22 protein-coding genes are annotated in these 22,766 nt (G+C 71.7%); 6 read left to right on the forward strand and 16 right to left on the reverse strand.

Annotation, left to right across the window (positions count from 1 at the left end; genetic code table 11):
• Window positions 1-47: 47 nt before the first annotated feature.
• Window positions 48-2,528 (reverse strand): NACHT domain-containing protein, encoded by a 2,481-nt coding sequence (locus ABEA24_RS12045; RefSeq protein WP_345430823.1) that lies wholly within the window; start codon window positions 2,526-2,528, stop codon window positions 48-50.
• Between the two features lie 221 nt (window positions 2,529-2,749).
• On the opposite strand from ABEA24_RS12045, the gene ABEA24_RS12050 reads away from it, so the two are divergent.
• Genes ABEA24_RS12050 through ABEA24_RS12065 form a run of 4 tightly spaced genes read left to right on the forward strand, consistent with a single transcriptional unit; the run spans window position 2,750 to window position 6,820 of the window.
• Entirely contained in the window at window positions 2,750-4,438 is a 1,689-nt protein-coding gene (locus ABEA24_RS12050) for a hypothetical protein (protein WP_345430824.1), read from the forward strand.
• Between the two features lie 55 nt (window positions 4,439-4,493).
• Window positions 4,494-4,970, forward strand: coding sequence for a hypothetical protein (locus ABEA24_RS12055; protein ID WP_345430825.1), 477 nt, complete (start codon window positions 4,494-4,496; stop codon window positions 4,968-4,970).
• A gap of 55 nt (window positions 4,971-5,025) precedes the next feature.
• Window positions 5,026-6,207 (forward strand): hypothetical protein, encoded by a 1,182-nt coding sequence (locus ABEA24_RS12060; protein ID WP_345430826.1) that lies wholly within the window; start codon window positions 5,026-5,028, stop codon window positions 6,205-6,207.
• A gap of 55 nt (window positions 6,208-6,262) precedes the next feature.
• The gene (locus ABEA24_RS12065; protein ID WP_345430827.1) at window positions 6,263-6,820 is read left to right on the forward strand and encodes a hypothetical protein; all 558 of its coding nucleotides are present in this window, start codon (window positions 6,263-6,265) and stop codon (window positions 6,818-6,820) included.
• Window positions 6,821-6,889: 69 nt separating this feature from the next.
• Here ABEA24_RS12065 and hpnH read toward each other — a convergent pair whose 3' ends face one another.
• From hpnH to ABEA24_RS12105, 8 genes are all read right to left on the reverse strand, one after another.
• Complete coding sequence (gene hpnH, locus ABEA24_RS12070; RefSeq protein ID WP_345430828.1) at window positions 6,890-7,894, reverse strand: adenosyl-hopene transferase HpnH; 1,005 nt, start codon at window positions 7,892-7,894, stop codon at window positions 6,890-6,892.
• Window positions 7,891-8,541: a phosphorylase family protein gene (locus tag ABEA24_RS12075; protein ID WP_345430829.1), complete on the reverse strand. Its 651-nt coding sequence runs from the start codon at window positions 8,539-8,541 to the stop codon at window positions 7,891-7,893. Before ABEA24_RS12075 ends, hpnH begins: the two co-directional genes overlap by 4 nt.
• Window positions 8,538-10,409 (reverse strand): squalene--hopene cyclase, encoded by a 1,872-nt coding sequence (gene shc, locus ABEA24_RS12080; protein ID WP_345430830.1) that lies wholly within the window; start codon window positions 10,407-10,409, stop codon window positions 8,538-8,540. The genes ABEA24_RS12075 and shc overlap by 4 nt, the downstream gene beginning before the upstream one ends.
• Window positions 10,409-11,422 carry a polyprenyl synthetase family protein gene (locus ABEA24_RS12085; RefSeq protein WP_345430831.1) on the reverse strand — a complete coding sequence of 338 codons (1,014 nt, stop codon included), beginning with the start codon at window positions 11,420-11,422 and terminating at the stop codon, window positions 10,409-10,411. Before ABEA24_RS12085 ends, shc begins: the two co-directional genes overlap by 1 nt.
• Complete coding sequence (gene hpnE, locus ABEA24_RS12090) at window positions 11,419-12,852, reverse strand: hydroxysqualene dehydroxylase HpnE (RefSeq protein ID WP_345430832.1); 1,434 nt, start codon at window positions 12,850-12,852, stop codon at window positions 11,419-11,421. The genes ABEA24_RS12085 and hpnE overlap by 4 nt, the downstream gene beginning before the upstream one ends.
• Entirely contained in the window at window positions 12,849-13,706 is an 858-nt protein-coding gene (locus ABEA24_RS12095; RefSeq protein ID WP_345430833.1) for a phytoene/squalene synthase family protein, read from the reverse strand. The genes hpnE and ABEA24_RS12095 overlap by 4 nt, the downstream gene beginning before the upstream one ends.
• Before the next feature lie 4 nt (window positions 13,707-13,710).
• Window positions 13,711-14,541, reverse strand: a complete 831-nt coding sequence (gene hpnC, locus ABEA24_RS12100; RefSeq protein WP_345430834.1) for a squalene synthase HpnC — start codon at window positions 14,539-14,541, stop codon at window positions 13,711-13,713.
• Window positions 14,542-14,785: 244 nt separating this feature from the next.
• Window positions 14,786-15,496, reverse strand: a complete 711-nt coding sequence (locus ABEA24_RS12105; protein WP_345430835.1) for a polysaccharide deacetylase family protein — start codon at window positions 15,494-15,496, stop codon at window positions 14,786-14,788.
• Between the two features lie 27 nt (window positions 15,497-15,523).
• On the opposite strand from ABEA24_RS12105, the gene ABEA24_RS12110 reads away from it, so the two are divergent.
• Complete coding sequence (locus ABEA24_RS12110; RefSeq protein ID WP_345430836.1) at window positions 15,524-16,684, forward strand: MGDG synthase family glycosyltransferase; 1,161 nt, start codon at window positions 15,524-15,526, stop codon at window positions 16,682-16,684.
• Window positions 16,685-16,854: 170 nt separating this feature from the next.
• Here ABEA24_RS12110 and ABEA24_RS12115 read toward each other — a convergent pair whose 3' ends face one another.
• Together ABEA24_RS12115 and ABEA24_RS12120 are read right to left on the reverse strand one after the other, a co-directional pair.
• Complete coding sequence (locus ABEA24_RS12115) at window positions 16,855-17,745, reverse strand: DMT family transporter (RefSeq protein WP_345430837.1); 891 nt, start codon at window positions 17,743-17,745, stop codon at window positions 16,855-16,857.
• Entirely contained in the window at window positions 17,742-18,623 is an 882-nt protein-coding gene (locus tag ABEA24_RS12120; protein WP_345430838.1) for a DMT family transporter, read from the reverse strand. The genes ABEA24_RS12115 and ABEA24_RS12120 overlap by 4 nt, the downstream gene beginning before the upstream one ends.
• Before the next feature lie 169 nt (window positions 18,624-18,792).
• On the opposite strand from ABEA24_RS12120, the gene ABEA24_RS12125 reads away from it, so the two are divergent.
• On the forward strand, window positions 18,793-19,011 hold the full coding sequence (locus tag ABEA24_RS12125) for a hypothetical protein (protein WP_345430839.1): 219 nt from the start codon (window positions 18,793-18,795) through the stop codon (window positions 19,009-19,011).
• A gap of 41 nt (window positions 19,012-19,052) precedes the next feature.
• Here ABEA24_RS12125 and ABEA24_RS12130 read toward each other — a convergent pair whose 3' ends face one another.
• The 5 genes from ABEA24_RS12130 to ABEA24_RS12145 all read right to left on the reverse strand — a co-directional run bounded on the left by ABEA24_RS12130 (window position 19,053) and on the right by ABEA24_RS12145 (window position 22,741).
• On the reverse strand, window positions 19,053-19,844 hold the full coding sequence (locus ABEA24_RS12130) for an SAM-dependent methyltransferase (RefSeq protein WP_345430840.1): 792 nt from the start codon (window positions 19,842-19,844) through the stop codon (window positions 19,053-19,055).
• 159 nt (window positions 19,845-20,003) lie between these two features.
• Window positions 20,004-20,876 (reverse strand): LLM class flavin-dependent oxidoreductase, encoded by an 873-nt coding sequence (locus ABEA24_RS12135; RefSeq protein ID WP_345430841.1) that lies wholly within the window; start codon window positions 20,874-20,876, stop codon window positions 20,004-20,006.
• Window positions 20,877-20,914: 38 nt separating this feature from the next.
• On the reverse strand, window positions 20,915-21,772 hold the full coding sequence (locus ABEA24_RS12140; RefSeq protein WP_345430842.1) for a GNAT family N-acetyltransferase: 858 nt from the start codon (window positions 21,770-21,772) through the stop codon (window positions 20,915-20,917).
• A 55-nt stretch (window positions 21,773-21,827) separates the two neighbouring features.
• Window positions 21,828-21,932 (reverse strand): DUF397 domain-containing protein, encoded by a 105-nt coding sequence (locus tag ABEA24_RS53490; RefSeq protein ID WP_425551174.1) that lies wholly within the window; start codon window positions 21,930-21,932, stop codon window positions 21,828-21,830.
• Entirely contained in the window at window positions 21,929-22,741 is an 813-nt protein-coding gene (locus ABEA24_RS12145) for a Scr1 family TA system antitoxin-like transcriptional regulator (RefSeq protein WP_345430843.1), read from the reverse strand. The genes ABEA24_RS53490 and ABEA24_RS12145 overlap by 4 nt, the downstream gene beginning before the upstream one ends.
• Window positions 22,742-22,766: the final 25 nt, after the last annotated feature.

The raw sequence follows: 22,766 nt of genomic DNA on the forward strand, positions 1-22,766 counted from the left end.
CCGAGCCGGCTGGAGGTCCAGGCCGGGTCGGTCGGTGCCGTCGCAGGTCAGTTCGCTTCCCGGACCGGGAAGGCGTCCTCTTCGCGTTTCGCCGCGAGGTGCTCCTGGAGCAGCCGGTGCGGGAACGCGAAGCCGCTGCCGACGCGGCGGACGAGGATGCGCTGTTCCGCATCGCGCAGGAAGTGCTCATACCGCAAGGGGATCCTTCGCCGAGCGCTCAGGACCGACCGGATCGCCCAGTGGTGGAGACACGCCAGTCCTCCATAGCGGTAGGCCTGCGCCGCCCCGAACAACCCGCCAAGAAGCAGAGCGACGAGCCACATACGCATGGCGTACAAATCGCCATCGGACGTGAGCGTCAACAGGGGGCCCATCAGCGCGACGGTCGCCAGCAAGTAGACGGTGCCCTGAACCATCGCATACCGAGCCGACCGGCGGATCCCTTCATTGGGGCGGCTCCGCGTCTTCCGAAGGTCCGGCTCGAATCCCTCCAGCAGACTCAGCACCAGGACGACGACACAGCTCTCCACGACGACCGTGGCGGAGATGGGGCCGATGCCGAAGAGTCTGAACGCGGACGCCATACAGATCCCGATCAGTATGCCCCCGATCATCTCGAAGAACGCATGATATTTTCCCGCCGACCTCCCGGGAATTCCGGCCCGGAGCCGAATCTTCCAAGACCAGCGCAGCTGCTCGACAGGATCCAATCCGGCAAGCGTAAGCTGCGAAAGAGAAGTGATGACCGCCCAAATAAAAACGATCCCGACAAGAACGTGTGAAGTTCCAGAATAGGACGCTGCACTCACGCTGAGGGCAGGCACGGCCATGACGCCAAGCTTCCCAGAATCCCAGGGGCGGGCAGGACCACGCGACACCACCAAGGTGAAAACCGATATGCCGAGTACGGCGATGACATACGGGATGGCAGACACGAAATTGAAATGGCCTCCACCGACGAACCTGGCCAGCGCCAACCAGCCCAGCGCGAGCAGAACGACCCCGTTTACATATACGGTTCTCGGCAGGGATCTGGTGAATTTCAGGTCTTCCTTGTGCACCCAGGACTCGCTCAACCGATCGAGATAGAAGACCTCCTCTCCGTGCTTGTCGAGCATGCGGGCCAACCAGGACAGCCACCTCACGGTCGCCGCTGCCGAGTACCGGCTCGGCCGTTCGAGCATGCGACCGATGTAGGCGTCGAAAATCCGGCTCCGGCGCAGCTCTGGGCTTCCTGGCTGATGCAGCTCCGACGCCGGTCGATCCATATAAGTGTGGTGGATCACATTGAGCATCAACGGCGACTGCAGGAGCCCCCACAGGCCGCTGTCCGAGGCAAGCGCGGCCCGGACGTCGGACAGCGCGCCGGAGCCTCCGCATGCCTGTAAATATCGTTGCACTTCTGGCCGGCTCGGCGGAGCGAGCTCGGCATAGATGGCGGCACCGATGGTATGGGCCAACTGGTGGTCGCGGTCCCGGCAGCTCACGACGATTCCCGTGCAACGTCGCCGGTAGCGGTTGATCTGTTTGGCGCACTCGCGTCGATGTTGTTGGGGAACGGTGTCGAGTCCGTCCAGGATCGGCAGCACGCGGTCATCGTCCAGCCAGGCCCGGATCAACGTTTTCGGGACCCCGTCGTAGGATCGATGGGTCTCCGCGACCAGCCAGTCCTCAAACTCCTGCCCCCGATAGGTGGCGAGACCGACGAGCAGCGGAATGGGCGCTAATCCCTGACCTTCACCCGACCTCTTGGTGAGCTCATCGAGCGCTTCCGTCACCAGCACGCGGGCGAGTTCGGCCAGCTGCGTCGACTTGCCCATACCGGCGTTCCCGAGCAGCACCAGCTCCTCACCGGCATACTCATAAAGCTCCCTGATGCCTCCACTGTCAAAACGCTGCCGGGGCACGCTCCGGTAACTCTGCCGATGCTTGTTCCCGCGTTTCGCCGGCCCGAGGATCATGAAGGTCGGCGAGATGTAGTGACCGGTGTGCGCGTGGCCGGAGATCTCCACCGCGCGGACCTGGATCTTCTTCAGCATCACCTGCTCGCGCCGCAGCGACCTGCGCACGCCCCGCCTGTCGCGCCCGCGCACCAACGATGCGAACCATGAGACCAGTCCTGCGAGGCTCACACCGATGATGGCCACGATCCAGCTGATGCGCTCGGCCCAGGTCCACAGCGCGGCGGCGTGTCCCGGCTCGCTGAAGTACCCCTTCGCCACCCGGAGCGCCGCCACGGCCGCGATACCGGCGACGGTGAGGCCGATCCCGATACTGATCGACTTACGCCAGAAACGGCGTGACGGCCCGTGTCGCGCAGACCAGTCCTCGACCGCGCGATCGCCGACTCTCAGCTCTTCCCCGGAATCCTCGACGCCGGGCAAGGGCTCGGACTCCCCACCTTCGCTGCCCCGCCGACGGCGTTCCGAGGCCTGTTCCGACTTGTCACGTGGCCTGGATGCCGGGTCCGCGGCCCCGAGATCAGGGCGAGAGATCCGTTCGTCGTTCCGCCCGTCGCCGCCTGCCATCGCGTATCTCCCTACGGCCTTCGGCGACCGCTCGTCTCGGTCGCGCCCGATAGCCGGATCTCGGTGGAGTCATCGTCTCCCGCCGCTCCGTGATCGTCCAGCGGTCCAGGAGTGCCAGACCGCGGAGGAGAGAGCGATCAGCCGTTTGTACGGCGCGCAGGGTCTCCTTTTGGCTAACCGCTATCCATTAGCTAGCGGTTAGGTACTAGGCTGCCCGCACGATGAACGAGACCGCCGCTCGTACGACGGCACACGACACGCCTTCGCGTACGGCTCATTCCCCCCGGCACCGCCTCGGCGCCGCACTCGCCGTCCTGCTGAGCGCCATGGCCCTGCTGTTCGCCATGAGCCCCCTCGCCGTCGCGGACTCCACCGCCGGCGGCGACATGCAGGTCGCCCAGACGCTCGGCGACCGGGAGCTGACCGTCATCCTGCGCCGGGTCACCGGTGTGCCCGGACCCCTGCACGTGGACGTGATCACCCACACGGGCACGTCCGCCGGCCGCCTCACGCTGGCGGTGACACCCACCGGGGTCTCCACGTCCGCGTCCGCCGCCTCGGCGTCGGGCACGGACGTCGACACCGCCGTGGTCACACTGGGGAGCCGGCCGGGGTCCTACTCCGGCGTGCTGGACGTCACGCAGGTCGGCCCGTGGGAGCTGTCGCTCAGCGACGGGACGAGGACCGCGACGATTCCCTTCGTCGTGTCGAAGCAGACCACCTCGCCGGCGGAGACCGCGGTCTACGTGGGATTCAGCGGCGCCGGGGTCCTTCTCCTCGTCACCGTCCTGGTCGCCGTACGCGTGCGCCGCGGCTGGTGGACGCTGGTGCCGGCCGGCGGGCTGGTCGCCTGCCTGGCCGTGGCGGTCACCGGCGCGCTGCTGTCGTCCCGGCTGCCGCTGCCGCCGTCCCAGGGCGGCCAGGTCGACGCCACCGTCGACGGCGTCCGCGATCCCTACGCCTACGTCGGGCAGCAGACCAGCGACTACTCGCGCCCGCCGGCCACGCTGCTGCTGTGGTCTTCAACGGTCCGTGCGGGCAAGGTCGACGATCTGCGCCTGACCCTGTCCGACGCGTCCACCGGCCTGCCCGTGGACGACGTCGTCGCACACGACGGGGCGTTGCTGCACCTGCTGGTCATCGGACCCTCGGGACAGCTGTGGCACCTGCACCCCATAAGGACCAGTGCCGGCGAATTCGAGGTCCCGTTGTCCCTGCCCGAGGCCGGCCATTACGCGCTCTCCGCCGAGTTCGAACGCCGGGGTGGCGGCATCCAGCAGCTCCGCTCCGCCACCGGCATCGACGCGGTGTCCGACTCCGGCGCCGCCGCGCGGACCACGTCCGGTGACGCTCCGACGCACGCGGGGGCCGGTTCGCGGACCGTGGCCGGCGTCCGGGTACGGCTGACCGCGTCCTCGCCGGTGGCGGGCAAGGCCGCCGTCCTCACCGCCCGCGTCGGGGACACGGCAACGCTGCAGCCCTGGCTCGGCATGCTCGGACACCTGATCGTCGTCGGCCCGGTCTCGCCCGCGGCAGCGGTGGGGACGGCGACGCAGGGTGCCCAGGTGTGGGCCCACTCCCACTCCATGGGCACGGTGTCGGGCGGCACCCACGACATGCACGGCATGGAGGGGACGGCGGGCATGGAGGGGATGAAGGGAATGGAGACGGGCCCGTCGTCGGCATCGTCCTCGTCCTCGGACATGAACTCGATGAGCGGTCTGACCTCCGTCAACGGCGACAGCACCGCCGACGAGACCGTCGCCGCCTACGGCCCCGACGTCTCCTTCGTCTACACCTTCCCGACCGCCGGCCATTACCGGATCTGGATCCAGGCCGAGCGCGACAACACGGTCCTGACCGTCCCCTACCTGCTGTACGTCACCGGCACGTCGGAAAAGACCCCATGAGCGAACGAATCAAGAACACGCGCGCCTGGATCACTCCTCCGACGAAGGAGGGCTCATGATCGGGCATACGTCGCCGTCCGGTCGGCGGCTCCTGGTAGCCGCGGTGGTCCTGGCAGCAGCCCTGCTCACCGCGCTGGCGCTCCATTCCCTGTGCGCGCCGTGGTCGGCCACGGCACGGTCCGCGTCCGACGACACCCCGCAAGGCGCGGCGACGCTCACTGGCGGCACCGCCCAAGCTGTGGTGATCCTGACGGTTTCCGCGCCCGTCACCGGCACCACCGCGGTCGATGTCCGGCTCGTACCGCGCCACGGTGCCGTGACCAGCGGGCCATCACCGGTCGTCACGGTCTCCGCGGTGCTGCCCACCGCGGGCCACGCGGTACCCGACTTCACCGCCGTACGGGCCCCGGACGACCACTACCACGTAGCCGGCCTCCCGCTGATGATGCCCGGCCGCTGGGAGTTCCTGGTCGCCGTCGACGGCAACGGCCGCCACGACCGGCTCGTCTTCCCGCTCACCGTCTCCCGCTGATCGCGCCGCGCCCTTCCGCGCCGGCCCGGTACATCCACGCAGAAAGGTATGCCCGATGGACCCCGTCCCCGCGCCCACGCTGACCGGCCCAGGCCGACCGTCCCCGCCCGACCGCCCGCCGCGACCCCAGCCGGCCGGCGCGGCCGGCGCGTACACCGTGCTGGCCGGCACCCTGATGTCGCTGGTCGGCATCAGCTGGGACGTGCAGTGGCACGTCGACGTCGGCCCGGACACCTTCTTCACCCTCTCCCACCTGATGCTGTACTCCGGCAGTGCCATCGCCGGTATCGCCAGCCTGGTGATGGTGCTGCGCGCCACCTTCGCCGGGCGAGCCGGACGTCCCGCCGACCCCACCGTCGGCGGCAGTCCGGTCCGGGTTCTCTGCGGCACGTTCACCGCGCCCCTGGGGTACCTCGTCTCCGGAACCGGCGCCGCGCTGTTCCTGCTGTACGGCCTGATGGACCTGTGGTGGCACTCCCTGTACGGCTTCGACGCGGTGCTGAACTCCCCGCCGCACGTCGCCCTGTTCATCTCCATCAGCCTGACCATGGTCGGCAGCGTCATCATCTTCGCCTCCGCCCGCGCACGGCGCTGGGGCCGGATCGGGCTCGTCGTCAGCATCCCCGTGCTGATCACGTTCACCCCCATCACCACCAACGCCTTCAACGGAGTGTCCCCGGCCGTCGACCCCCGGCTCGCGGGCACCGTCCTCTTCGCCGTCTGCTTCGTTCTCATGGGAGCGATCACCCTGCGCCGCCGGGGGGTGGCCCTGTCCATCGCTGCCGTCCTCGGCGTCATGCAGGTCTTTCTCTGGTGGTTCTCGCCGTGGGCCACGAAGGCCTACGCGGCCCACGTCGGGCTGCCCCTGCGGGACAACCTCCGGCACATGCCCCCTGAACTCCCTTCCGGCATACCGATGTTCATGCTCGCCGCGGCCCTGGTGATCGAGGCGCTGCTCCGGCTGGGGCGTAGGCGGGGCTGGTCGGGGCGCTGGCTGCCCCAGCTCACCGGCGCCGTCGGCGGCCTGGTGCTGAGCTCCTCCATGCTCATGCAGACGTCGATGCTCCACGGAGGGGCGGGCGCAGGGCCGATGGGCCCGTCCACCACATCCGCGACCGCGGTCCTGACCGACGCGCTCCTCGGGCTGGCGTTCGGTGCCCTGGCCGGCCACCTCGCCGCCCGCTTCGCCGTTCTGCTGCACCTCAACGCCCCCGCCACCGACCAGGAAGGCCGCTGACCCGATGCACCTCCGAACGCCCCTAGCGTCACCGGCCCGCACGATGCGCCGGCCGGTGAAGCGCCGCGCCCGCGCCCTGCTCCTCGCCCTGTGCACCATGGGCGCCGCGATCCTGGTCTCGGCCCCGTCCGCACAGGCATACGCGCCGGTCGGGATCGTCCACACCGAGCAGGTGCAGGCCGGCCCGTACCACCTGACCGTGGGCTTCTCCAAGTGGCCGCTGCGCGCCATGCAGTCGCTGGACTTCACCTTCGCCCCCGACGGGGGACTGACCGGCAAGTCCGGCACCCTCGGCATGACCGGCCCCGGTATGAAGGCGGGAATGCGCATGGGGGGGCCGCTGTCCCGCCATCCGCGCAAACGGGACGTCTGGGGCCTGGACGTTCGGTCGCTGTCCACGGCCGGCCCGTGGAGCTTCACCTTCACCATCGACGGTCCCAAGGGCCAGGGAACGGGCACCCTCGACGGCATCGCCGTCCTCGACCAGCCCGGCCCGCCGCTGGCACTGAGCTGGACCCTTTGCGCCCTGCCCGTCGTCGGACTGATCGCCTTCCTTGCCGTCGCCTGGCGACGTCACCGTCCTTCCCGCCACCTCGCGGTGGTGGGCATCTGAGAGACGCGTTTCCCTGCGAAACCCGCTCTAGGGTCGGCGCGCCGGCCCAGGCCCGTACCCGGTGACGGCTCAGCCGTTCCGTATGGCGCGCAGGGTCTCCTTCAGCGAGGCGAGCGTGGCGAACACGGCCGTGGGCTCGTAGCCGCAGTGCGCCATGCAGTTGGCGCAGCGGGGGTCGCGCCCGCGGCCGTAGGCGTCCCAGTCGGTCTCCTCGACGAGTTCCCGGTACGTCCGGGCGTACCCGTCGGCCATCAGGTAGCAGGGCCGCTGCCAGCCGAACAGCGAGTACGACGGGATCGCCCACGCCGTACAGGGAAAGTCGATCCGGCCCTCGAGGAAGTCGAGGAACAGCGGTGAGTGGTTGAACCTCCACCGCCGCCGACTGCCGCCCGCGAACACCTCTCTGAAGAGCCGCCGGGTCTCCTCGACGCCGAGGAAGTGCTCCTGGTCCGGCGCCTTGTCGTAGGCGTACGCCGGGGAGACCATCATCTGGTCGACGGCCAGGTCGTCGTTCAGGTAGTTCAGCACGTCGACGACCGTCTTCGGGCTGTCGGTGCTGAAGACGGTCGTGTTGGTGGTGACCCGGAACCCGCGCCGCTGGCACTCGCGGACGGCGGCGACGGCCTCGTCGAAGACGCCCTGCTTGCACACCGAGGCGTCGTGGCGTTCGCGCAGGCCATCGATGTGCACGGTCCAGGCGAAGTACGGCGAGGGCTCGAACTGGTCGATCTTCTTCGGGATGAGCAGTGCGTTGGTGCACAGGAAGACGTACTTCTTGCGCGCGACGAGTTCGCGGACCATCCGCCCGATCTGCGGGTGCATGAGCGGTTCGCCGCCCGCGATCGAGACCATGGGCGCGCCGCACTCCTCGACCGCGGCCACCGCCTGCTCGACCGGCATGCGCTGCCGCAGGACGTTCGCGGGTTGCTGGATCTTCCCGCAGCCGGCGCACGCCAGGTTGCAGGCGAACAGCGGTTCCAGCTCCACCAGCAGCGGGAACCTCCGGACGCGCCGCAGCTTCCGGCCCAGGATGTAGGCGCCGATGCGCAGGCTCTGGCGAAGCGGCATCGTCATGGCTCGACCTCCGGAGGAGTGGACCCGGCTCTCTTGCGCCGTTGATCCTGGGCCCGGGTCCCGGGGCGTGGACCGGCGACGCGCGCCCACTCGACGAGAACCGGGGCGACGCGGCGCAGCCTGCTCCGGGCGAGCAGGACGCGGCGGACCGTGCCGACCCGCAGCAGCGGGACGGCCGGCGTGTCGACGATGACGCGTACGGCGGCGAACGGCGTGCCGGTCGCGACCTCGGCGAGCGGCCCGGTCTCCATGTCGACGGCGCGTACGCCGGCGGCGGCGAGCCGCACCCGCTCCACGCCCGTGACCAGCCGCGGTGAGGTGAACAGCGGTCCGGTCCGCGTGTGCAGGCCGGCGAGCGCCAGCTCCTCGGCGATCCGCGCCGCCGAGGAGCAGGGGAAGACCCGCTCGCCGAAGCGCACCTCCGTCGCCACGAGCACGTCGCCGGGGCGCAGTCCGACGTCGAGCGCGCCGCCGAAGCCCGTCACGGCGAGCGCGTCGTACTCCGGCAGGCGTCCCGCGGTGCGGGCGGCGCGCCGCAGCCCGAGGCCGGTCCGGACGACGCGGACGTTCCGGGCGGACGGCGGCAGCCCGCGGCGGACGGCCCGGGCCTCGATCCGCAGGGCGGTGCAGATGACGAGCCCGGTCACGGGATCTCCGAACCGAGATAGCGGCCGAGGGCGCTGATCGGGAAGACCAGCCGGTAGAGGTGGTAGTTGATGTAGAAGTCGCCGGGGAAGCCGGTGCCGGTGAAGTACGGCTCGTCCCAGGTGCCGTCCGCGCGCTGGGCGCCGACCAGCCATTCCACGCCCCGGTCGACCGCCGCCGAGCGCTCGCCGGCGGCGAGCAGCCCGATGAGCGCCCAGGCCGTCTGGGAGGGCGTCGAGTGACCGCGCCCGATCCAGTCGGGATCGCGGTACGACCGCAGGTCCTCGCCCCATCCGCCGTCGTCGTTCTGGTGGCGTTCGAGCCAGGCGACGGCCCGCCGGACGCACGGCCGGTGCGGGCGCACACCGGCGGCGACGAGCGCGGGGAGCACGGCGCCGGTGCCGTAGACGTGGTTGGCGCCCCAGCGGCCGAACCACGAGCCGTCCGGCTCCTGGGCCCTGAGCAGCCACACAACGGCGCGGCGCAGGACGTCGTCCGACCCGGGTGGGCACTCGTGCGCCAGCGCCTCGACGACGTGCGCGGTGACGTCGGCGGTGGGCGGGTCGATCACCGCGCCGAAGTCACAGAACGGCAGGCGGGTGCACAGCTCGCGGGTGTTGTCGGCGTCGAACGCGGCGAACCCGCCGTCGCGCGAGGCCATGCCCGCCATCCAGCGCAGCCCCCGGTCGATGGCCGGCCGCGCGTCCGGGCCCGCGACCCTTCGCAGGGCGAGGATGACCTCGGCGGTGTCGTCGGTGTCCGGGTAGCCGTCGTTGTCGAACTCGAACGCCCAGCCGCCCGGCGGCAGCGACGGCCGCCGTACGGTCCAGTCGCCGGGGCCCTTGACCTCCTCGTCGAGCAGCCACCCGGCGGCCCGTACGAGGGCGGGGTGGTCGGCCGGCAGGTCTGCGTCGCGCAGGGCGTTCACGGCGAGCGCGGTGTCCCACACCGGCGACTGGCAGGCCTCCAGGCGGCGGCCCCGCTCGTCGCGGATCGTGAACCGGTCGAGCCCGGCCAGGCCCCGGCGCATCACGGGATGGTCGAGGCCGTAGCCGGACAGATGGAGGGCGATCAGCGAGTACACCCACGGCGGCTGGATGCCGCCCCAGGAGCCGTCCGGCTCCTGCCGGGCGACGATCCACTCGGCGGCGCGGCGCAGGGCCGCGCGCCGCAGGCCCGGAACGGGCCGGCGCTCGTAGCGGTGCAGCGCCCGGTCGAGGGCCCCGAAGAAGCCGTCCCAGCCGAGGCGCGGCCGGCGGCGCGGCATGCGGCCGGTGCGCAGCTCGTCCAGGTCGAACGGCAGGGGCCGGACGGGCCGCCGCGCGCTCACGATCGTCAGCGGCACGATCGTCTGCCGGGCCCAGCACGCCCAGTCGTAGACGTTGAACGGGAACCACGGCGGCAGGAAGACCAGCTCCGGCGGCATCACGGGCAGGTCGGTCCACGGCCACTGTCCGAACAGCGCCAGCCAGATCCGGGTGAAGACCCGGCTGCCCTCGATCCCGCCGTTCCGCCGCACGAAGGCGGCGGCGGAACGCATGTGCCGCGCGTCGGCGGGGTCCCCCGCCAGGCGCAGCGCCGCGTACGCCTCGATCGTGGTGGACAGGTCGCCGGGTCCGTCGTGGAAGTTCGCCCAGGACCCGTCCTCGCGCTGCTCGGAGCGGATCCAGCGGGCGGCCTCGGCGGTGTCCTCCGGCGTACGGACGCCGAGGAACTCCCGGAGCAGCAGGTCCTCGGCGTCCATCGTCACGTTGGTCTGCAGCTCGGCCTTCCACCACCCTTCGGCGGACTGCAGGCCGAGGAGGTGGTCGCAGGCCGCCTTGAGGGCGACGTCGGCGCCGGTGGCGACCGGGCGGGGCTCTGTGGTCACTAGTGATCCCGGGATGCGATGAAACGGATGATCTGCCCGAACTCCGCGCGGACGCCCCGGGGCAGGTCAAGGGTCGCCAGCTGGCGCTCGGCCGCGTCGAGCCGGTGCTCGGCCTCGGCCTCGGCCCACGCCCGGCCGCCCGCCTCCTCGACCAGCCGGGCGGCCTCGCCCAGCTCGGTCTCGGACAGCGGGTCCGGGTGGGCCAGCAGCTTGGCGAGACGCTCGCCCGCCGTCGTGCCGCTGGTGATGGCGGCGACGACCGGGAGGCTCTTCTTGCGGGCCCGCAGGTCGGCCAGGACCGGTTTGCCGGTGGCCTCCGGGCTCCCCCAGATGCCGAGCAGGTCGTCGGCGAGCTGGAACGCCAGGCCCGCCTGCGCGCCGAACGCCGCCAGCGCCGCCACGAGGTGGGCGGGCCCCTCGGCGACCATCGCGCCGATCGAGCAGGAGCAGGCCAGCAGCGAGCCGGTCTTGTCCGCCGACATCCGCCGGCACTCCTCCAGGCTCACGTCATCGCGCCCCTCGAACTCCAGGTCCGACGCCTGCCCTGCGATCAGCCGCTGGGTCGCGGCGGCGAGGCCGCGCGCCGCCCACACCCCGCCCCGGGTTCCCTGTTCGAGGAGGAGCTCCCCTGCCAGGACGAGCAGCGCGTCGCCGGCGAGCATGGCGGCCGACCGGCCGAAGACGGTCCAGGCGGCGGGCCGGTGCCTGCGGGTCCGGTCCCCGTCCATGATGTCGTCGTGGAGCAGGGAGAACGCGTGTACGAGCTCCACCGCCGCGGCGGCCGGCAGGCACGCGTCGACGTCCGCGCTCGCCGCCCGGGCCGACAGGATGGCCAGCGCGGGCCGCAGCACCTTGCCGCCCGGTGTCGCGGGCCGGCCGTACGCGTCGCTCCAGCCCAGGTGGTAGCCCGCGACCTGGGCCGTCAGTGGATCGAGCCGCGCGACGGCCGCGCGCAGCACCGGTTCGACGAGCGGGCGCGCGCCGGCGACCGACGGCGGGGCGGTCGCCGTCATGAGGCGGCCCCCGTCAGCCTCTTCCGGACCAGACGGGCCGCGGTGAGTCCGCTGCGCACGGCTCCCTCCATCGTGTCGGGCCAGCCCGTGTCGGTCCACGAGCCGGCGAGGTACAGCCCCGGCCACCGAGTGGTGGCGGCGGGACGGAGCGCCCCGCTGCCGGGCGCCTGGCGGAAGGTGGCGCGGCGTTCTCGCGTGACGAAGAAGTCGGCGAGCCGTGCCCGCCGTGTGTCGGGGAACAGCTGCTCCATCGCCGGGACGAACTCCGCGCGGAGCTTGGCGGTCGGCTCGTCGATCCAGCGGTCCGCCGCCGACACCGAGACGGCGAGGTACTGACCGGCGCGGACGCCGGCGGCCCGGGTGCGGTCGAAGACCCACTGCACGGGCGAGTCGACGACGGCGGCGAACGGCAGGCCGGTGACCGGGCGGTCGTAGTGGAGGTGCACGTTGACGATCGGGCTCTCGCCGAGCCCGGCCCAGCGGTTCCGGTCGGGCGCGGCGTCCCACGGCGCCAGGTGCGCGGCCTGCCGGTGCGGGGTCGCGAGGACGACCGCGGACGCGTCGATCCGTTCGCCGTCCACCACGATCACCGGTCCCGGCTCGATGGCCGTGACCTTGGCCGCGAGCCGTACGGACCCGCCCTGCCGCTCGATCGCCGCCTGTGCGGCGGTGCCGTGCAGGTCGCGGAGGGGCACGGCCGGGACCCCGATGTCGGCGGCGTCGGCCCGGCCCAGCAGCGCGGTCCGGAACACCATGGCCGCCGGGCCGAGGGCCGCGTCCTCGACGCCGATGTTCAGGGCGGCGACCGCGAACAGCTCCCACAGCGCGCGCCGCGCGGCCGCGCCCTGCCCGTGGGCGGCCAGCCACTCCCCCAGGGCGATCCGGTCCAGCCCCGGGTCGGCCGGGTCCAGCCCGCGCAGGGCGAGCGCACACTGTACGGCCCGCAGCCGGTCGGCGGGCCGGAGCAGGCCGTACGACGCCAGGGCCGGCATCAGGTGCAGCGGCCCCGGCAGCGCCGCACGGCGCAGCCGCCCGGACCGCCCGGCCGGCGTGAGCACCCGCAGGTCGAAGCGGTCCTGGAGGCGGACGCGCGCCGTGCCGCCGATCCGTTTGAGGAGGCCCCGGTAGGCGGTGCAGCAGCGCAGGAACACGTGCTGGCCGTTGTCCACGACCAGCCCGTCCCGCGCGAAAGAGTGCGTGGCGCCGCCCAGCCGGGGGCGCGCCTCGTACAGGGTCACCGGAAGACCGGCCTCGCCCAGCGCGAGCGCGGCGGCGATGCCCGCCAGACCGCCCCCCACCACCGCGACCGGCGCGCCGACGCCGGAACTCCGCCCGGTCCTGGGCCGGCCAGGGTCCGCCTCGGTCACCGGCCCGTCAGAACCGGCCTCGTCCACCACCGCGACCGGCGCACCGGGGTTCGACGCGGTCACCGGCCGGCCCCGACGAGGGCGCGCGCCGCGACCATGGCCTTCTCCCAGGTCGGCAGGGCCGAGCGGGCGGCGAGCGCGGCCATCGGGTCGGTGGCGATCCGCTCGAGCAGGGACTGGTAGATGCCGGCCATCGCCGCGGTGCAGGCCGCGCTGCGCCGGTCCAGCAGGGGCAGCAGCCGCAGGCCCCGGACGTACCAGCCGCGGGCCCGGTCGGCCTCGAACCGGATCAGCGCGGCGAGCCGCTCCGGCGGATCCGTGAACACGCCGTCGGCGTCGACGTCCAGCGTGCAGCCGAAGCGGAGGAGGTCCTCGGCCGGCAGGTAGATGCGTCCGATCAGCCGGTCCTCGCGGACGTCCCGCAGGATGTTGGTGAGCTGCAAGGCGATGCCGAGGGCGTCCGCCAGCGGCGCGGCCGCGTCGACGTCGTCGGTGCCGAAGACGCCGAGGGAGAGTCGCCCCACCGACCCGGCGACGCTGCGGCAGTAGGCCACCACGTCCTCGACCCGGATGTACGTCGCGCCGCGCACGTCGGCGATGCATCCGTCGATGAGCTCGTCGAACGCAGTGAGGGGGATGGGAAGACGGCGGGCCGCGTCCTTGAGGGCGACGAGCACGTGGTCCCCCGGGTCGGCCACCGGGCGGTGCAGCGCGGCGCGCTCCTCCTCGAGGCGCTCCAGGCGCTTGTCGGCGGGCCCGTCCCCGTCCCCGATGTCGTCGATCCGGCGGGAGAAGGCGTACACGGCGCTCAGCGCGCGGCGCTTGGCCCCCGGCAGCAGGCGGATGCCGTAGGAGAAGTTCCGCGCCTGCGTGCGGACGATCTGCTCACAGTGTCGATAGGCCTCGGATGCGCTCACCGGCTCACCTTCCTGTCGCGAGGACGCGCAGCCACGTGGTCAGCAGCCGTGACCGCCGGGGGCGGACCGCCTGGCCGAGGACGTCGTGGTCCGCGGCCCGGAGCGCGTTGATCGTGGCCCGGCCGCCCGCGATGTAGCCCGCCACCGCGACGCGCGCGGGTCCCCTCAGCGTCGTGACGAGGGAGGTCCCGGCGTCCAGGAGCCCGGTGGCCCGCGTCGTCTGCAGGGCGACGACGCGGCGCAGCCGGTCAGGGGTCGTCGTGCGGGGGAAGTCGTCGTCGGTGCAGCCGAACCGGCGCAGGTCCGCGCCCGGCAGGTAGACGCGACCCCGGGCGTAGTCCTCGCCGACGTCCTGGCAGTGCTCGACCACCTGCAGCGCCGAGCAGACCTGGTCCGACAGGGCGCACCGCCGCGCGTCGGCGACGCCGAAGACGTGCAGCACGATGTGCCCGACCGGGTTCGCGGACAGCTCGCAGTAGGCGAGCAGGTCCTCGAAGCTCTCGTACCGGGTGACGGCCTGGTCGCGCCGCCCGGCCCGCACGAGCCGGCGGAACGGCTCCAGCGGGATCTCATGCGCGATGACGGCGCTCTCCAGCGCGCCGACCGCCGGCACCCTCGGCATGCGTCCCGCGTACAGGCGGCCCAGGTCGTCCTCCACGATGTCCAGCAGACGCGGGCGATCCGCGGGCGGGGCCTCGTCTCCGACGTCGTCGATGAACCGCGCGAAACCGTAGATCGCCATGAGGTGGCGGCGGTATCCGCGCGGCAACAGCCGTGAGGCGACGGGGAAATTCTCCCGGCGCGCCTTGTATATGACGCCCTCTGCCGATGACACGGGTTCACGATTTCCGTGGAGGGACGACGTAAACAATTGTGGGGCGGACAATCGTTACATCGGCTGGATATCGACCATGATTTGACTCTCGGACGAGCGGTCGGTTGCGACGACCAGGGCAAATGCATACTGACACCTTCGCCGCCCGGCAAGGTGAACGCCCGTCAATACAGGCCAACGAAACCGCAATGAAAAGCGCAATGAAAGACTGCGGAAGCCTTCTTGGGAATGGCTTTGGACCGGCTCAGGACACCCCGTGCTCGGCCAGCGGTCCGACGCGCAGGCCGAGTTCGCGGCATCGGGCCACGAGCCCCGGCAGCGCACCGAGGGCGGAGCGCCAGGCGCCGGGGGCCGAGGTGTGGTCGCAGTCATGGAGCAGCACGGTGGCTCCACCGCGAAGGCCGGGGGCCAGCGTGGCCAGCACCGAGTCGGGGTCGGCCGAGCGGGTCCAGTCCCTCCCCCACGTCGTCCACAGCACCGGCCGTAGCCCGCGCCGGCGGGCTGCTGTCAGGGTCTCCGCGCTGAGCACGCCGTACGGCGGGCGGTACCAGACCGGTTCGGCTCCGGTGACGGCGGCCACGAGGTCCGCGGCCCTGGCGATCTCACCGGTCACCCGGCCGGGCCGGGTCAGCAGCGCGTTGCGGTGCCGCCAGCCGTGCACGGCGACCTCGTGGCCCTCCGCCACGGTGCGGCGCCCGAGATCCGGGTGGCGAGCGAGGGTCTCCCCGACGACGAAGAAGGTGGCCCGGCAGCCGAGCCGGTCCAGTTCGGCGAGGAAACGCGGCGTGGACCGGGGATCGGGACCGTCGTCGAACGTCAGCGCGACGTGGTCGGCGTCGCCCGCCCCCGCCAGGCCCGGCAGCCGGCGGCGTACGACGGGCAGCCAGGTCGCGGCCGGCCCGGCGTGCAGCAGCGCCAGGCCGGTCAGCCCCAGGGTCAGCGTGGTCCGGCACATCGGTCCAAGTCTGCGAGAGGCACGGTCATGGCGCCGGCAAGACATCGGCTGCTGATCCTCAGCGCGAGCATGGGCGCGGGTCACGACGCCGTCGCCGTGGAGCTGGCCCGGCGGCTGACCGCCGCCGGCCACGAGGCCGAGGTCGTCGACGTGCTGGAGCTGCTCCCCCTGCGCCTGGGACGCGCCCTGCGCCGGTGGTACGGCTGGATGATGCGGAGGGCGCCCTGGTCGTACGCCCTGCTCTACCGGGCGTTCTTCGTCCCCCGCCATCCGGCGTGGGCGGCGTCGCCGTTGACCGTTCTGGTGGCCGCGCGTCTGGACCGTCTCGTACGGCGTCGGGGCCCGGACCTGGTCGTCTCGACGTTCCACCTGGCCGCGCAGGCGGCCGGGCACCTGCGCCGTACGGGCCGGCTGACCGTGCCCGGCACGGCGCTGCTGACCGACTTCGCGGCGCATCGCCTCTGGCTCCATCCGGGCACGGACCGGTACCTGTGCCCCTGCCCGGAGACGGCCCTCGACGTGACCGCCGCGACCGGCCGCCCCGCCGACTGCCACGCCCCGCTCACCCGCCCCGCCTTCCGGCGTCCCCCGGCAGGCGCGGCGGCCGTCCGCGCCCGGATCGGTCTCGGGCCGGACGACCGTACGGTCCTGGTCTCGGCGGGCTCGTGGGGCGTGGGCGAGGTCGAGGAGACCGCCCGGGTGCTGGCGCGCTCAGGCCGGTACGTGCCCGTCGTGCTCTGCGGCCGCAACCAGGCGCTACGCGACCGGCTCCGCGGCGTCGAGGGGCTCGTGGCGCTCGGCTGGCGTGACGATCTTCCCGAGCTGATGGGGGCGGCGTACGCCCTGGTGGACAACGCGGCGGGGCTGACGTGCCGGGAGGCGTTCGCGGCCCGGCTTCCCGTCGTGTCGTACCGGCCGATTCCGGGGCACGGCCGCGACGGCGTCCTGGCGATGGCCCGCGCGGGGCTGAGCGTCCACGCGGACGACGCCGCGCGGCTGATCGCCGAACTCGACCGGCTCGGGGATCCGGCCACGCGGAGCCGCCTGGTCGCCCGCGGATCGGCGCTGTTCGACGCGCCCGCCGCCGAGGACCTCCTCTTCGGCCCGTACGGGCCCGACTCCGGCCCGCAGGTCGAATCACGGGTCAGGGGTCCGGATCACGTTCGCGCTCCGGATCGGCCGGGCTGACCTCGGCGTAGCGGCGGATCGGCGGTGACCACGCGCCGCCCGGCCCGCGGGCCGGATCGCCGATCAGGGGTCCGGATCACGTTCGCTCTCCAGATCGGCCGGGCTGACCTCGGCGTAGCGGCGGATCGGCGGTGACCACGCGCCGCCCGGCCCGCGGGCCGGATCGCCGATCAGGGGTCCGGATCACGTTCGCTCTCCAGATCGGCCGGGTTGACGTGGGCGTGGCGGCGGATCGGCGGTGACTGTGCCAGCCGCGTGCTCCCGTACAGGATCAGGCCGATGCCCAGGACCTCCGGGACCGCCCAGCCGCCCAGCCGGATCTCCTCGCCGAACAATCCGACGCCGTACGCGATGCTGGCGACGGGATCGGAGACGTTGAGCGCCGGTTGCACGGCGACGAGCGTGCCGCTGTGCAGGGCGTTCTGCAGGAGGAACAGGCTGCCGAGCCCGGCCGCCACCATGGCCCACACCGACCAGGAGGTCAGCAGGGCGGCCGCGCCCTCGGGCAGGACCTCCGTGGCGTCCTTCATCAGCGCGGCGGTGAAGGCGAACCCCAGGCCGGAGGCGACCCCGAGCAGGGTGGCACGTGCGGCCCCGCTGGTGACCTTGGCCATCGCGAACAGATAGGTGATCACCCCGGCCGTCACCAGGGTGGCGATCGCCCAGTCGAGCCGATCCGGGTGCCGGCTTCCCGGAGACGGGGAGGCGGCGGCGAGGAGACCGGCCAGCCCGACGGTCAGCACCCCGACCGCCAGCCAGGACTCCGAACCCAGCCGGATCCGGAAGATCAAGGAAATGAACAGCATCGTGATCGGCAGTTCGGTCACGAGGATCGGCTGGACCAGGGCCAGGCCGCCCGTCGTCAGCGCGGCCGCCTGGAACAGGAAGCCGGCGATGAGCGCGACGATGCCGCCGAGCCACGAGCGGCGGCGCACCAGGTCCCAGATGAGCGCGAGCCGGAACGCCTCGTCGGGGGGCGCCGACCGGGCCGCGCGCCGTTGCAGCACCGACGCGAGGGCGTTGCTCGCCGCGGCGAGGACCGCGAACAGGACGGCGATCATTCCGGCCCGCCCCTCACACGCGCGCCCGTGTCCTGTCCGGGCTTGCCGAGGAACGAGGAGCGCCCGAGCACGCCGATCCCCGCCACGATCATCATCAGACCGAGGACCTCGGCGGCGAGCGCGGTGCCGGTGAGCCGGAGGTGCTCGGCGAAGACGAGGATTCCCAGAACGATCCCGATCACCGGCTCGGCCGCCGTCATCGCCGGCAGCGAGATGCCGATCGGCGCGGCGTCGAACGCGCTCTGCGCGAGCAGCAGGGACAGCACGGCGATCACGATCAGGGCGTACGGCTGCCAGCTGCGCAGGCCGACCGCCAGTCCTTCGCCCAGCATGAGCAGCGAGCTTCGCGTCAACGCGTCCTGGACCCCGAACAGCATCCCGGCGGCGGCCGCGAACAGCATCGCCTTGGTCCGCAGCGACCGCGGGAGGGCGGCGAGCACGAGCACGACCGCGACCACCAGCACCGCGCCGGCACCGATCCAGCGGACGGACCAAGGCCCCGTCGGCCGCCCGCCGTGCGGCTGCCCGACGGCCAGGAAGATCACCACGCCCGCCGTCACGAGCAGCCCGCCCCACCAGACCGCTCGGCTGAGCGGCTCCTGGTAGACGACGTGGGCGATGACGAGCGCGAATATCAGATTGGTCGCCAGCAGCGGTTCGACCTTGCCGAGGTCGGACTCGTCGAGCGCCACCGCGCCCAGCACCTGTCCGCAGACCATCGCGGCGATGCCCAGCAGCCACACCGGCTGGCGGATGAGGTGGGCGAGCAGCCGCATCCGCAGCATCTCGTCCAGCGGCTCGCGGTAGGCCACGTGCTGCTGGGCGACGAATCCGATGCCGAGGAAGCAGGCCGCCGCGAGGGCGAGGAACGTCTTCATCGGCCGCCCGCCGAAATCACCCTACGGGTCGTACCCGCACGTCATGGCTTGTACCGACGTTGCCTAGGCCCTTCGAGCCACCGGACCAGCGCAGTGGGAGGTCACGGGTGATCAAAAGAACACGAATATCTTCTCGACAAGTGATCCGAGATGGCCGCACAGTAGACGCATGCGCATCGCGTTAACGGGGATCGGGATCATCGGCGCGGGTCTGTTCATCGACTGGACCGCCGGGCCGTACGCCGCCGTGGCGTTCACCTTCTTCGGGGTGTGGGCCCTGCTGCTCACGTTGTCGGCCGCCTTCGTCTCGGGTCCGGCGCCGACGCCGGAGAGGGCCCCGGCCGACGAGCCCATCGGCGACGGGAGCCGCGTCACCGAAAGGTCGTAACAGGGGATCCCGGCTGCGGGGGCGGCCGGGGTCGGGCCCGATCACGGCTTACGCGCCACGCCCGCGTAGCCGTCGACGGGCTCGCCGGTCAGGTCGGGGTGTACGGGCCGCCACCGGGTGATCTCGACCAGGCCCGGGTCCACCGGCTCCAGCCCGCGGAAGAACCTGGCGATCTGCTCCACCGACCTTGCCGTCATGGGGGTGGTGCCCTCGGCCTGGTTCCACATCTCGATGGCCCGGTCGGTGCGCTCGCCGTGCACCACGTTCGTCGTGGCGTACAGCGCCAGGTACGACCCGGACGGCAGCGCCGCGACCAGGCGATCGACGATTGCGAACGCCTGCTCGTGGTCGGGGATGAACTCGGTGATGCCCATGAGCATGAGCGCGATCGGCCGCTCGAAGTCCAGCGTGCGAGCGGCCTGCAGCAGGATCGCGTCCGGCTCCCGAAGGTCCGCGTGGATGTAGGCGGTGGCGCCCTCCCCGGCGGAGGTCAGCAGCGCCCGGGCGTACGTCAACACCAGAGGATCGTTGTCGACGTAGACGATCCGGGCGTCGGGCGCGGACCGCTGCGCGACCTCGTGGGTGTTGTCGGCCGTGGGCAGCCCGGTGCCGATGTCCAGGAACTGCCGGACCCCGGCCTCCTCGGCGAGGTAGGACACGGCGCGGTTGAGGTACTGGCGCGACTCGCGGGCCAGCCGGGCCACCTCCGGCAGCACCTCCATGGACTGATCGCCCGCCTCCCGGTCGACGGGATAGTTGTCCTTGCCGCCGAGCAGGTAGTTCCACACGCGCGCGGAATGCGGCACATCCTTGTTGATCTTTGGTTCGCTCACCGGGGCCTCGGAATCACAGGAGACATGTCGATCTTCGAACGTACGGGCCGCCGGTTTCATCCGGGAACGTCTGGGCCGCACGCGGCCGGATGTGGTCGTGACAGCGTGACCTGCCGAGGGTTGCCGGGGTCATGGCCACGGCAACCCTCGGCAGGTCACTTACAGACCGGGCAGGACCTCGGCGGCCACCGCCTCCAGGACGTCCTCAGAGCCGGCGAAGATACCCTCCCGCCGAGGCCAGGGGGCCACGACATCGGTGAACCCGAGTTCCTCGGCCCGGCCGAGGAAGTCCCGGTAGATCTCCACCGACGACAGCGAGAACACCTGCGCGGCGTCGGTCTGCAGGAACCGGCGGACCTCGCCACGCTCCCGCCCGGCCTCATTCAGGGCCTCGTCGAACCGGGCCGCGGCCTCGGCGACGCTCCGCCACCAGGACTCGAGATCGTCGGTCTTGGCCCCCGTGGTGATCCAGCCCTGCCCGAAACGGGCGGCGACCCGCATCGCCTTCGGCCCGTTGGCGGCCACGACGAACGGCGGGCGCGGCGACTGCACCGGTCCGGGCGCGTTACGGGCCTCCACGGCGGAGTAGTACTCCCCGGTGAGGGTGGTCTTCCCCGAGGTCAGCAGCGCGTCCAGGAACTCCACGAACTCCGCGAACCTCCGGGACCGGCTCGCCACCCGGCCGGCCTCACCGAAGACGGTCGAGTCATAGTCATCGGAGCTGCCCGCGCCGATGCCGAGCGTGAACCGACCGCCCGACACGTCGTCCAAGGCGAGGATCTCCCGCGAGAAGGGCACCGGATGCCGGAAGTTCGGCGAGGCCACGAGCATGCCCAGCTCGATCCGCTCGGTCGCCCGCGCGGCCAGCGCCAGGGTCGGCACCGAGCCGAACCACGGGCCGTCCACCAGTGACCGCCAGCCGAGGTGGTCGAACGTCCACGCGTGGTCGAAGCCGTACTCCTCGGCCCGCCGCCACTTCGGCTCGGCCTCCGGCCAGCGGTACTCCGGAAGGATGACGATTCCCGCCCTCATCTGCACGCTCCTCGGCGATGGTCGATCGGTCGGCGGCGTCAGTCGCCACGCCGCGCTGACCGAAACGATATGACGAGGTAGTCGTCCAGCGGCTGGTAGCCGATGCGCCGGTGGACCGCGTTGTTCCCCGGGTCGGCCAGGTCGGCGAAGACCACGACCTCCTCGGCCCCGGCGTCGACGGCGGCCCGGCTGACCGCGGCGGTCGCGGCGGCGCCGTAGCCGTGGCGCCGGTGCTCGGGCGGGGTGTAGACGGGCGCGATCCGGACCATGCCGGCGACCATCCGCGACCGGCCCGCGAGGGAGACCGGGACCCCGTCCCGCTCCCAGACGGTCAGGCCGCCGTACGAGATCCGGTCGTCGACCGCGGCGCCGTGGTCGCCGGGACGCTCACGGATCTCCCGCTCGGCGTCGTGGTACCAGCCGAGGAGCAGGTCCCGGTCGGCGGGCCGGGCGAGGCGCGCGCCACCGGGCACGTCCGGCGACTGAACCTTGACGAGCCGGTAGAGGCGGCGGCGCTCCCAGATCTTCTGCTCGGCTCCGGTCTCGATCCGCCAGCAGGTGGCGAACTCCTGGGCGAGCTCATGGCGCCCGGTCACTCCCGGCAGCCGCCGCCCATCGTCCGCGAGTGCCCCGGCGAGCTCCTTGGCGGCCTGCCCCGGCATCGCGCTCAGCAGCACCGGGAAGGGCGGGGTGTGCACGAACGCGCCGGCCACGCAACCGGACGCGTTCGACCAGACCCCCATGACGGCGGGCGCGTCCCCGTACGCCGTGAGCCCACGTGCCCGCAACGACTCGACCACCGTGATCAGCACGGTGTTCTCGATCGGCCGAGCCCGGAGGAAGTCGCCTGCGGCCAGGTCGAATTCCGCGATGTCCCCAGTAATGACCCACCCCATAGGGGCCATACTGCCCGGTATGGGAGCGATCCCATACCCTATGCAAGAATCGTGATCAAGCCTTCACGATGATCCCGGCCACGTCGACAACGGCGACCTCGACGCATTCCCCACCCGAGGTCATGCTTCGACTGCTCTTGCGCCACTTCAGACTCGTCACAGATCCTCCATGATGCGCTTGACCAGGTCCCTCGACGGGCCCTCCGGCAGCGCATGCTGCCCGATCCGTTCGTAACGTAGCGCAAATGAGGCGACTTCATCGATATTGGGGACGAGTCGTCCTCCCCCAGGCGCTTCGACATACGCCACCTCACCGAACGGATCAGCCAGCCTGAGGATCATGAAAGACCCGTCCAAGCCCGGGTGGAAGCCGATCGATTTCGGGACGACACGCAGTCCGATGTTCGGACGCTCCGAAAGATCCAGGATGTGTGCGAGCTGGGCCTTCATGACCGCCGCGCCGCCGCAGGGCAACTCCAGCAAGCCCTCCGACAGAAGGACCCATAGAACGGGAGCGTCCTCCCGGTCCAGGATCGCCTGCCGCGCAAGGCGACCCTCGAGTTCGGCGTTCACGTCCCGTACCCCGCCGACCTCCAGCCCGGCTCGGGCATAGTCGGGCGTCTGGAGAAGACCAGGGATCAGGTTGACCTGCCAGATCTTGATCACGGACGCTCGGACCTCGAGGTCGAGGTACTGCTTGAACCAGTCGGGATCATGGCCGAGCGTGGCATACCAGACGAGAAGGGAGAAGATGCCGCCGGTATGCCATTTCCGGTCGATCGCCTTGGCTCTCGTTTCGTCGAGTCTCATCTCGCCGGTTTCCAGTCGTGAAACTGTCGACTTGGAACCGCCGAAGACCTCCCCCATCAGCTCTCCGGTGAGCTTGCGCTGCTGACGGCAGTACCGCAGGTAGTAGGCGATGAGCGCCCACATCGACGACTTCGGGTCCGGTGATTCGCGGTAAGTCATGTCCATCCTCCGACGTTCCGACGGG

Source organism: Actinoallomurus vinaceus (assembly GCF_039542055.1).
GTDB classification, from domain to species: domain Bacteria; phylum Actinomycetota; class Actinomycetes; order Streptosporangiales; family Streptosporangiaceae; genus Actinoallomurus; species Actinoallomurus vinaceus.

What these genes read in the sequence shown, in the direction of transcription:
- ABEA24_RS12045 (WP_345430823.1), bottom strand. Translation starts at nt 2,528, where the DNA reads ATGGCAGGCGGCGACGGGCGGAACGACGAACGGATCTCTCGCCCTGAT.
- ABEA24_RS12050 (WP_345430824.1), top strand. Translation starts at nt 2,750, where the DNA reads ATGAACGAGACCGCCGCTCGTACGACGGCACACGACACGCCTTCGCGT.
- ABEA24_RS12055 (WP_345430825.1), top strand. Translation starts at nt 4,494, where the DNA reads ATGATCGGGCATACGTCGCCGTCCGGTCGGCGGCTCCTGGTAGCCGCG.
- ABEA24_RS12060 (WP_345430826.1), top strand. Translation starts at nt 5,026, where the DNA reads ATGGACCCCGTCCCCGCGCCCACGCTGACCGGCCCAGGCCGACCGTCC.
- hpnH (WP_345430828.1), bottom strand. Translation starts at nt 7,894, where the DNA reads ATGACGATGCCGCTTCGCCAGAGCCTGCGCATCGGCGCCTACATCCTG.
- ABEA24_RS12085 (WP_345430831.1), bottom strand. Translation starts at nt 11,422, where the DNA reads ATGACGGCGACCGCCCCGCCGTCGGTCGCCGGCGCGCGCCCGCTCGTC.
- ABEA24_RS12105 (WP_345430835.1), bottom strand. Translation starts at nt 15,496, where the DNA reads ATGTGCCGGACCACGCTGACCCTGGGGCTGACCGGCCTGGCGCTGCTG.
- ABEA24_RS12110 (WP_345430836.1), top strand. Translation starts at nt 15,524, where the DNA reads ATGGCGCCGGCAAGACATCGGCTGCTGATCCTCAGCGCGAGCATGGGC.
- ABEA24_RS12115 (WP_345430837.1), bottom strand. Translation starts at nt 17,745, where the DNA reads ATGATCGCCGTCCTGTTCGCGGTCCTCGCCGCGGCGAGCAACGCCCTC.
- ABEA24_RS12120 (WP_345430838.1), bottom strand. Translation starts at nt 18,623, where the DNA reads ATGAAGACGTTCCTCGCCCTCGCGGCGGCCTGCTTCCTCGGCATCGGA.
- ABEA24_RS12125 (WP_345430839.1), top strand. Translation starts at nt 18,793, where the DNA reads ATGCGCATCGCGTTAACGGGGATCGGGATCATCGGCGCGGGTCTGTTC.
- ABEA24_RS12135 (WP_345430841.1), bottom strand. Translation starts at nt 20,876, where the DNA reads ATGAGGGCGGGAATCGTCATCCTTCCGGAGTACCGCTGGCCGGAGGCC.
- ABEA24_RS12140 (WP_345430842.1), bottom strand. Translation starts at nt 21,772, where the DNA reads ATGGGGTGGGTCATTACTGGGGACATCGCGGAATTCGACCTGGCCGCA.
- ABEA24_RS12145 (WP_345430843.1), bottom strand. Translation starts at nt 22,741, where the DNA reads ATGACTTACCGCGAATCACCGGACCCGAAGTCGTCGATGTGGGCGCTC.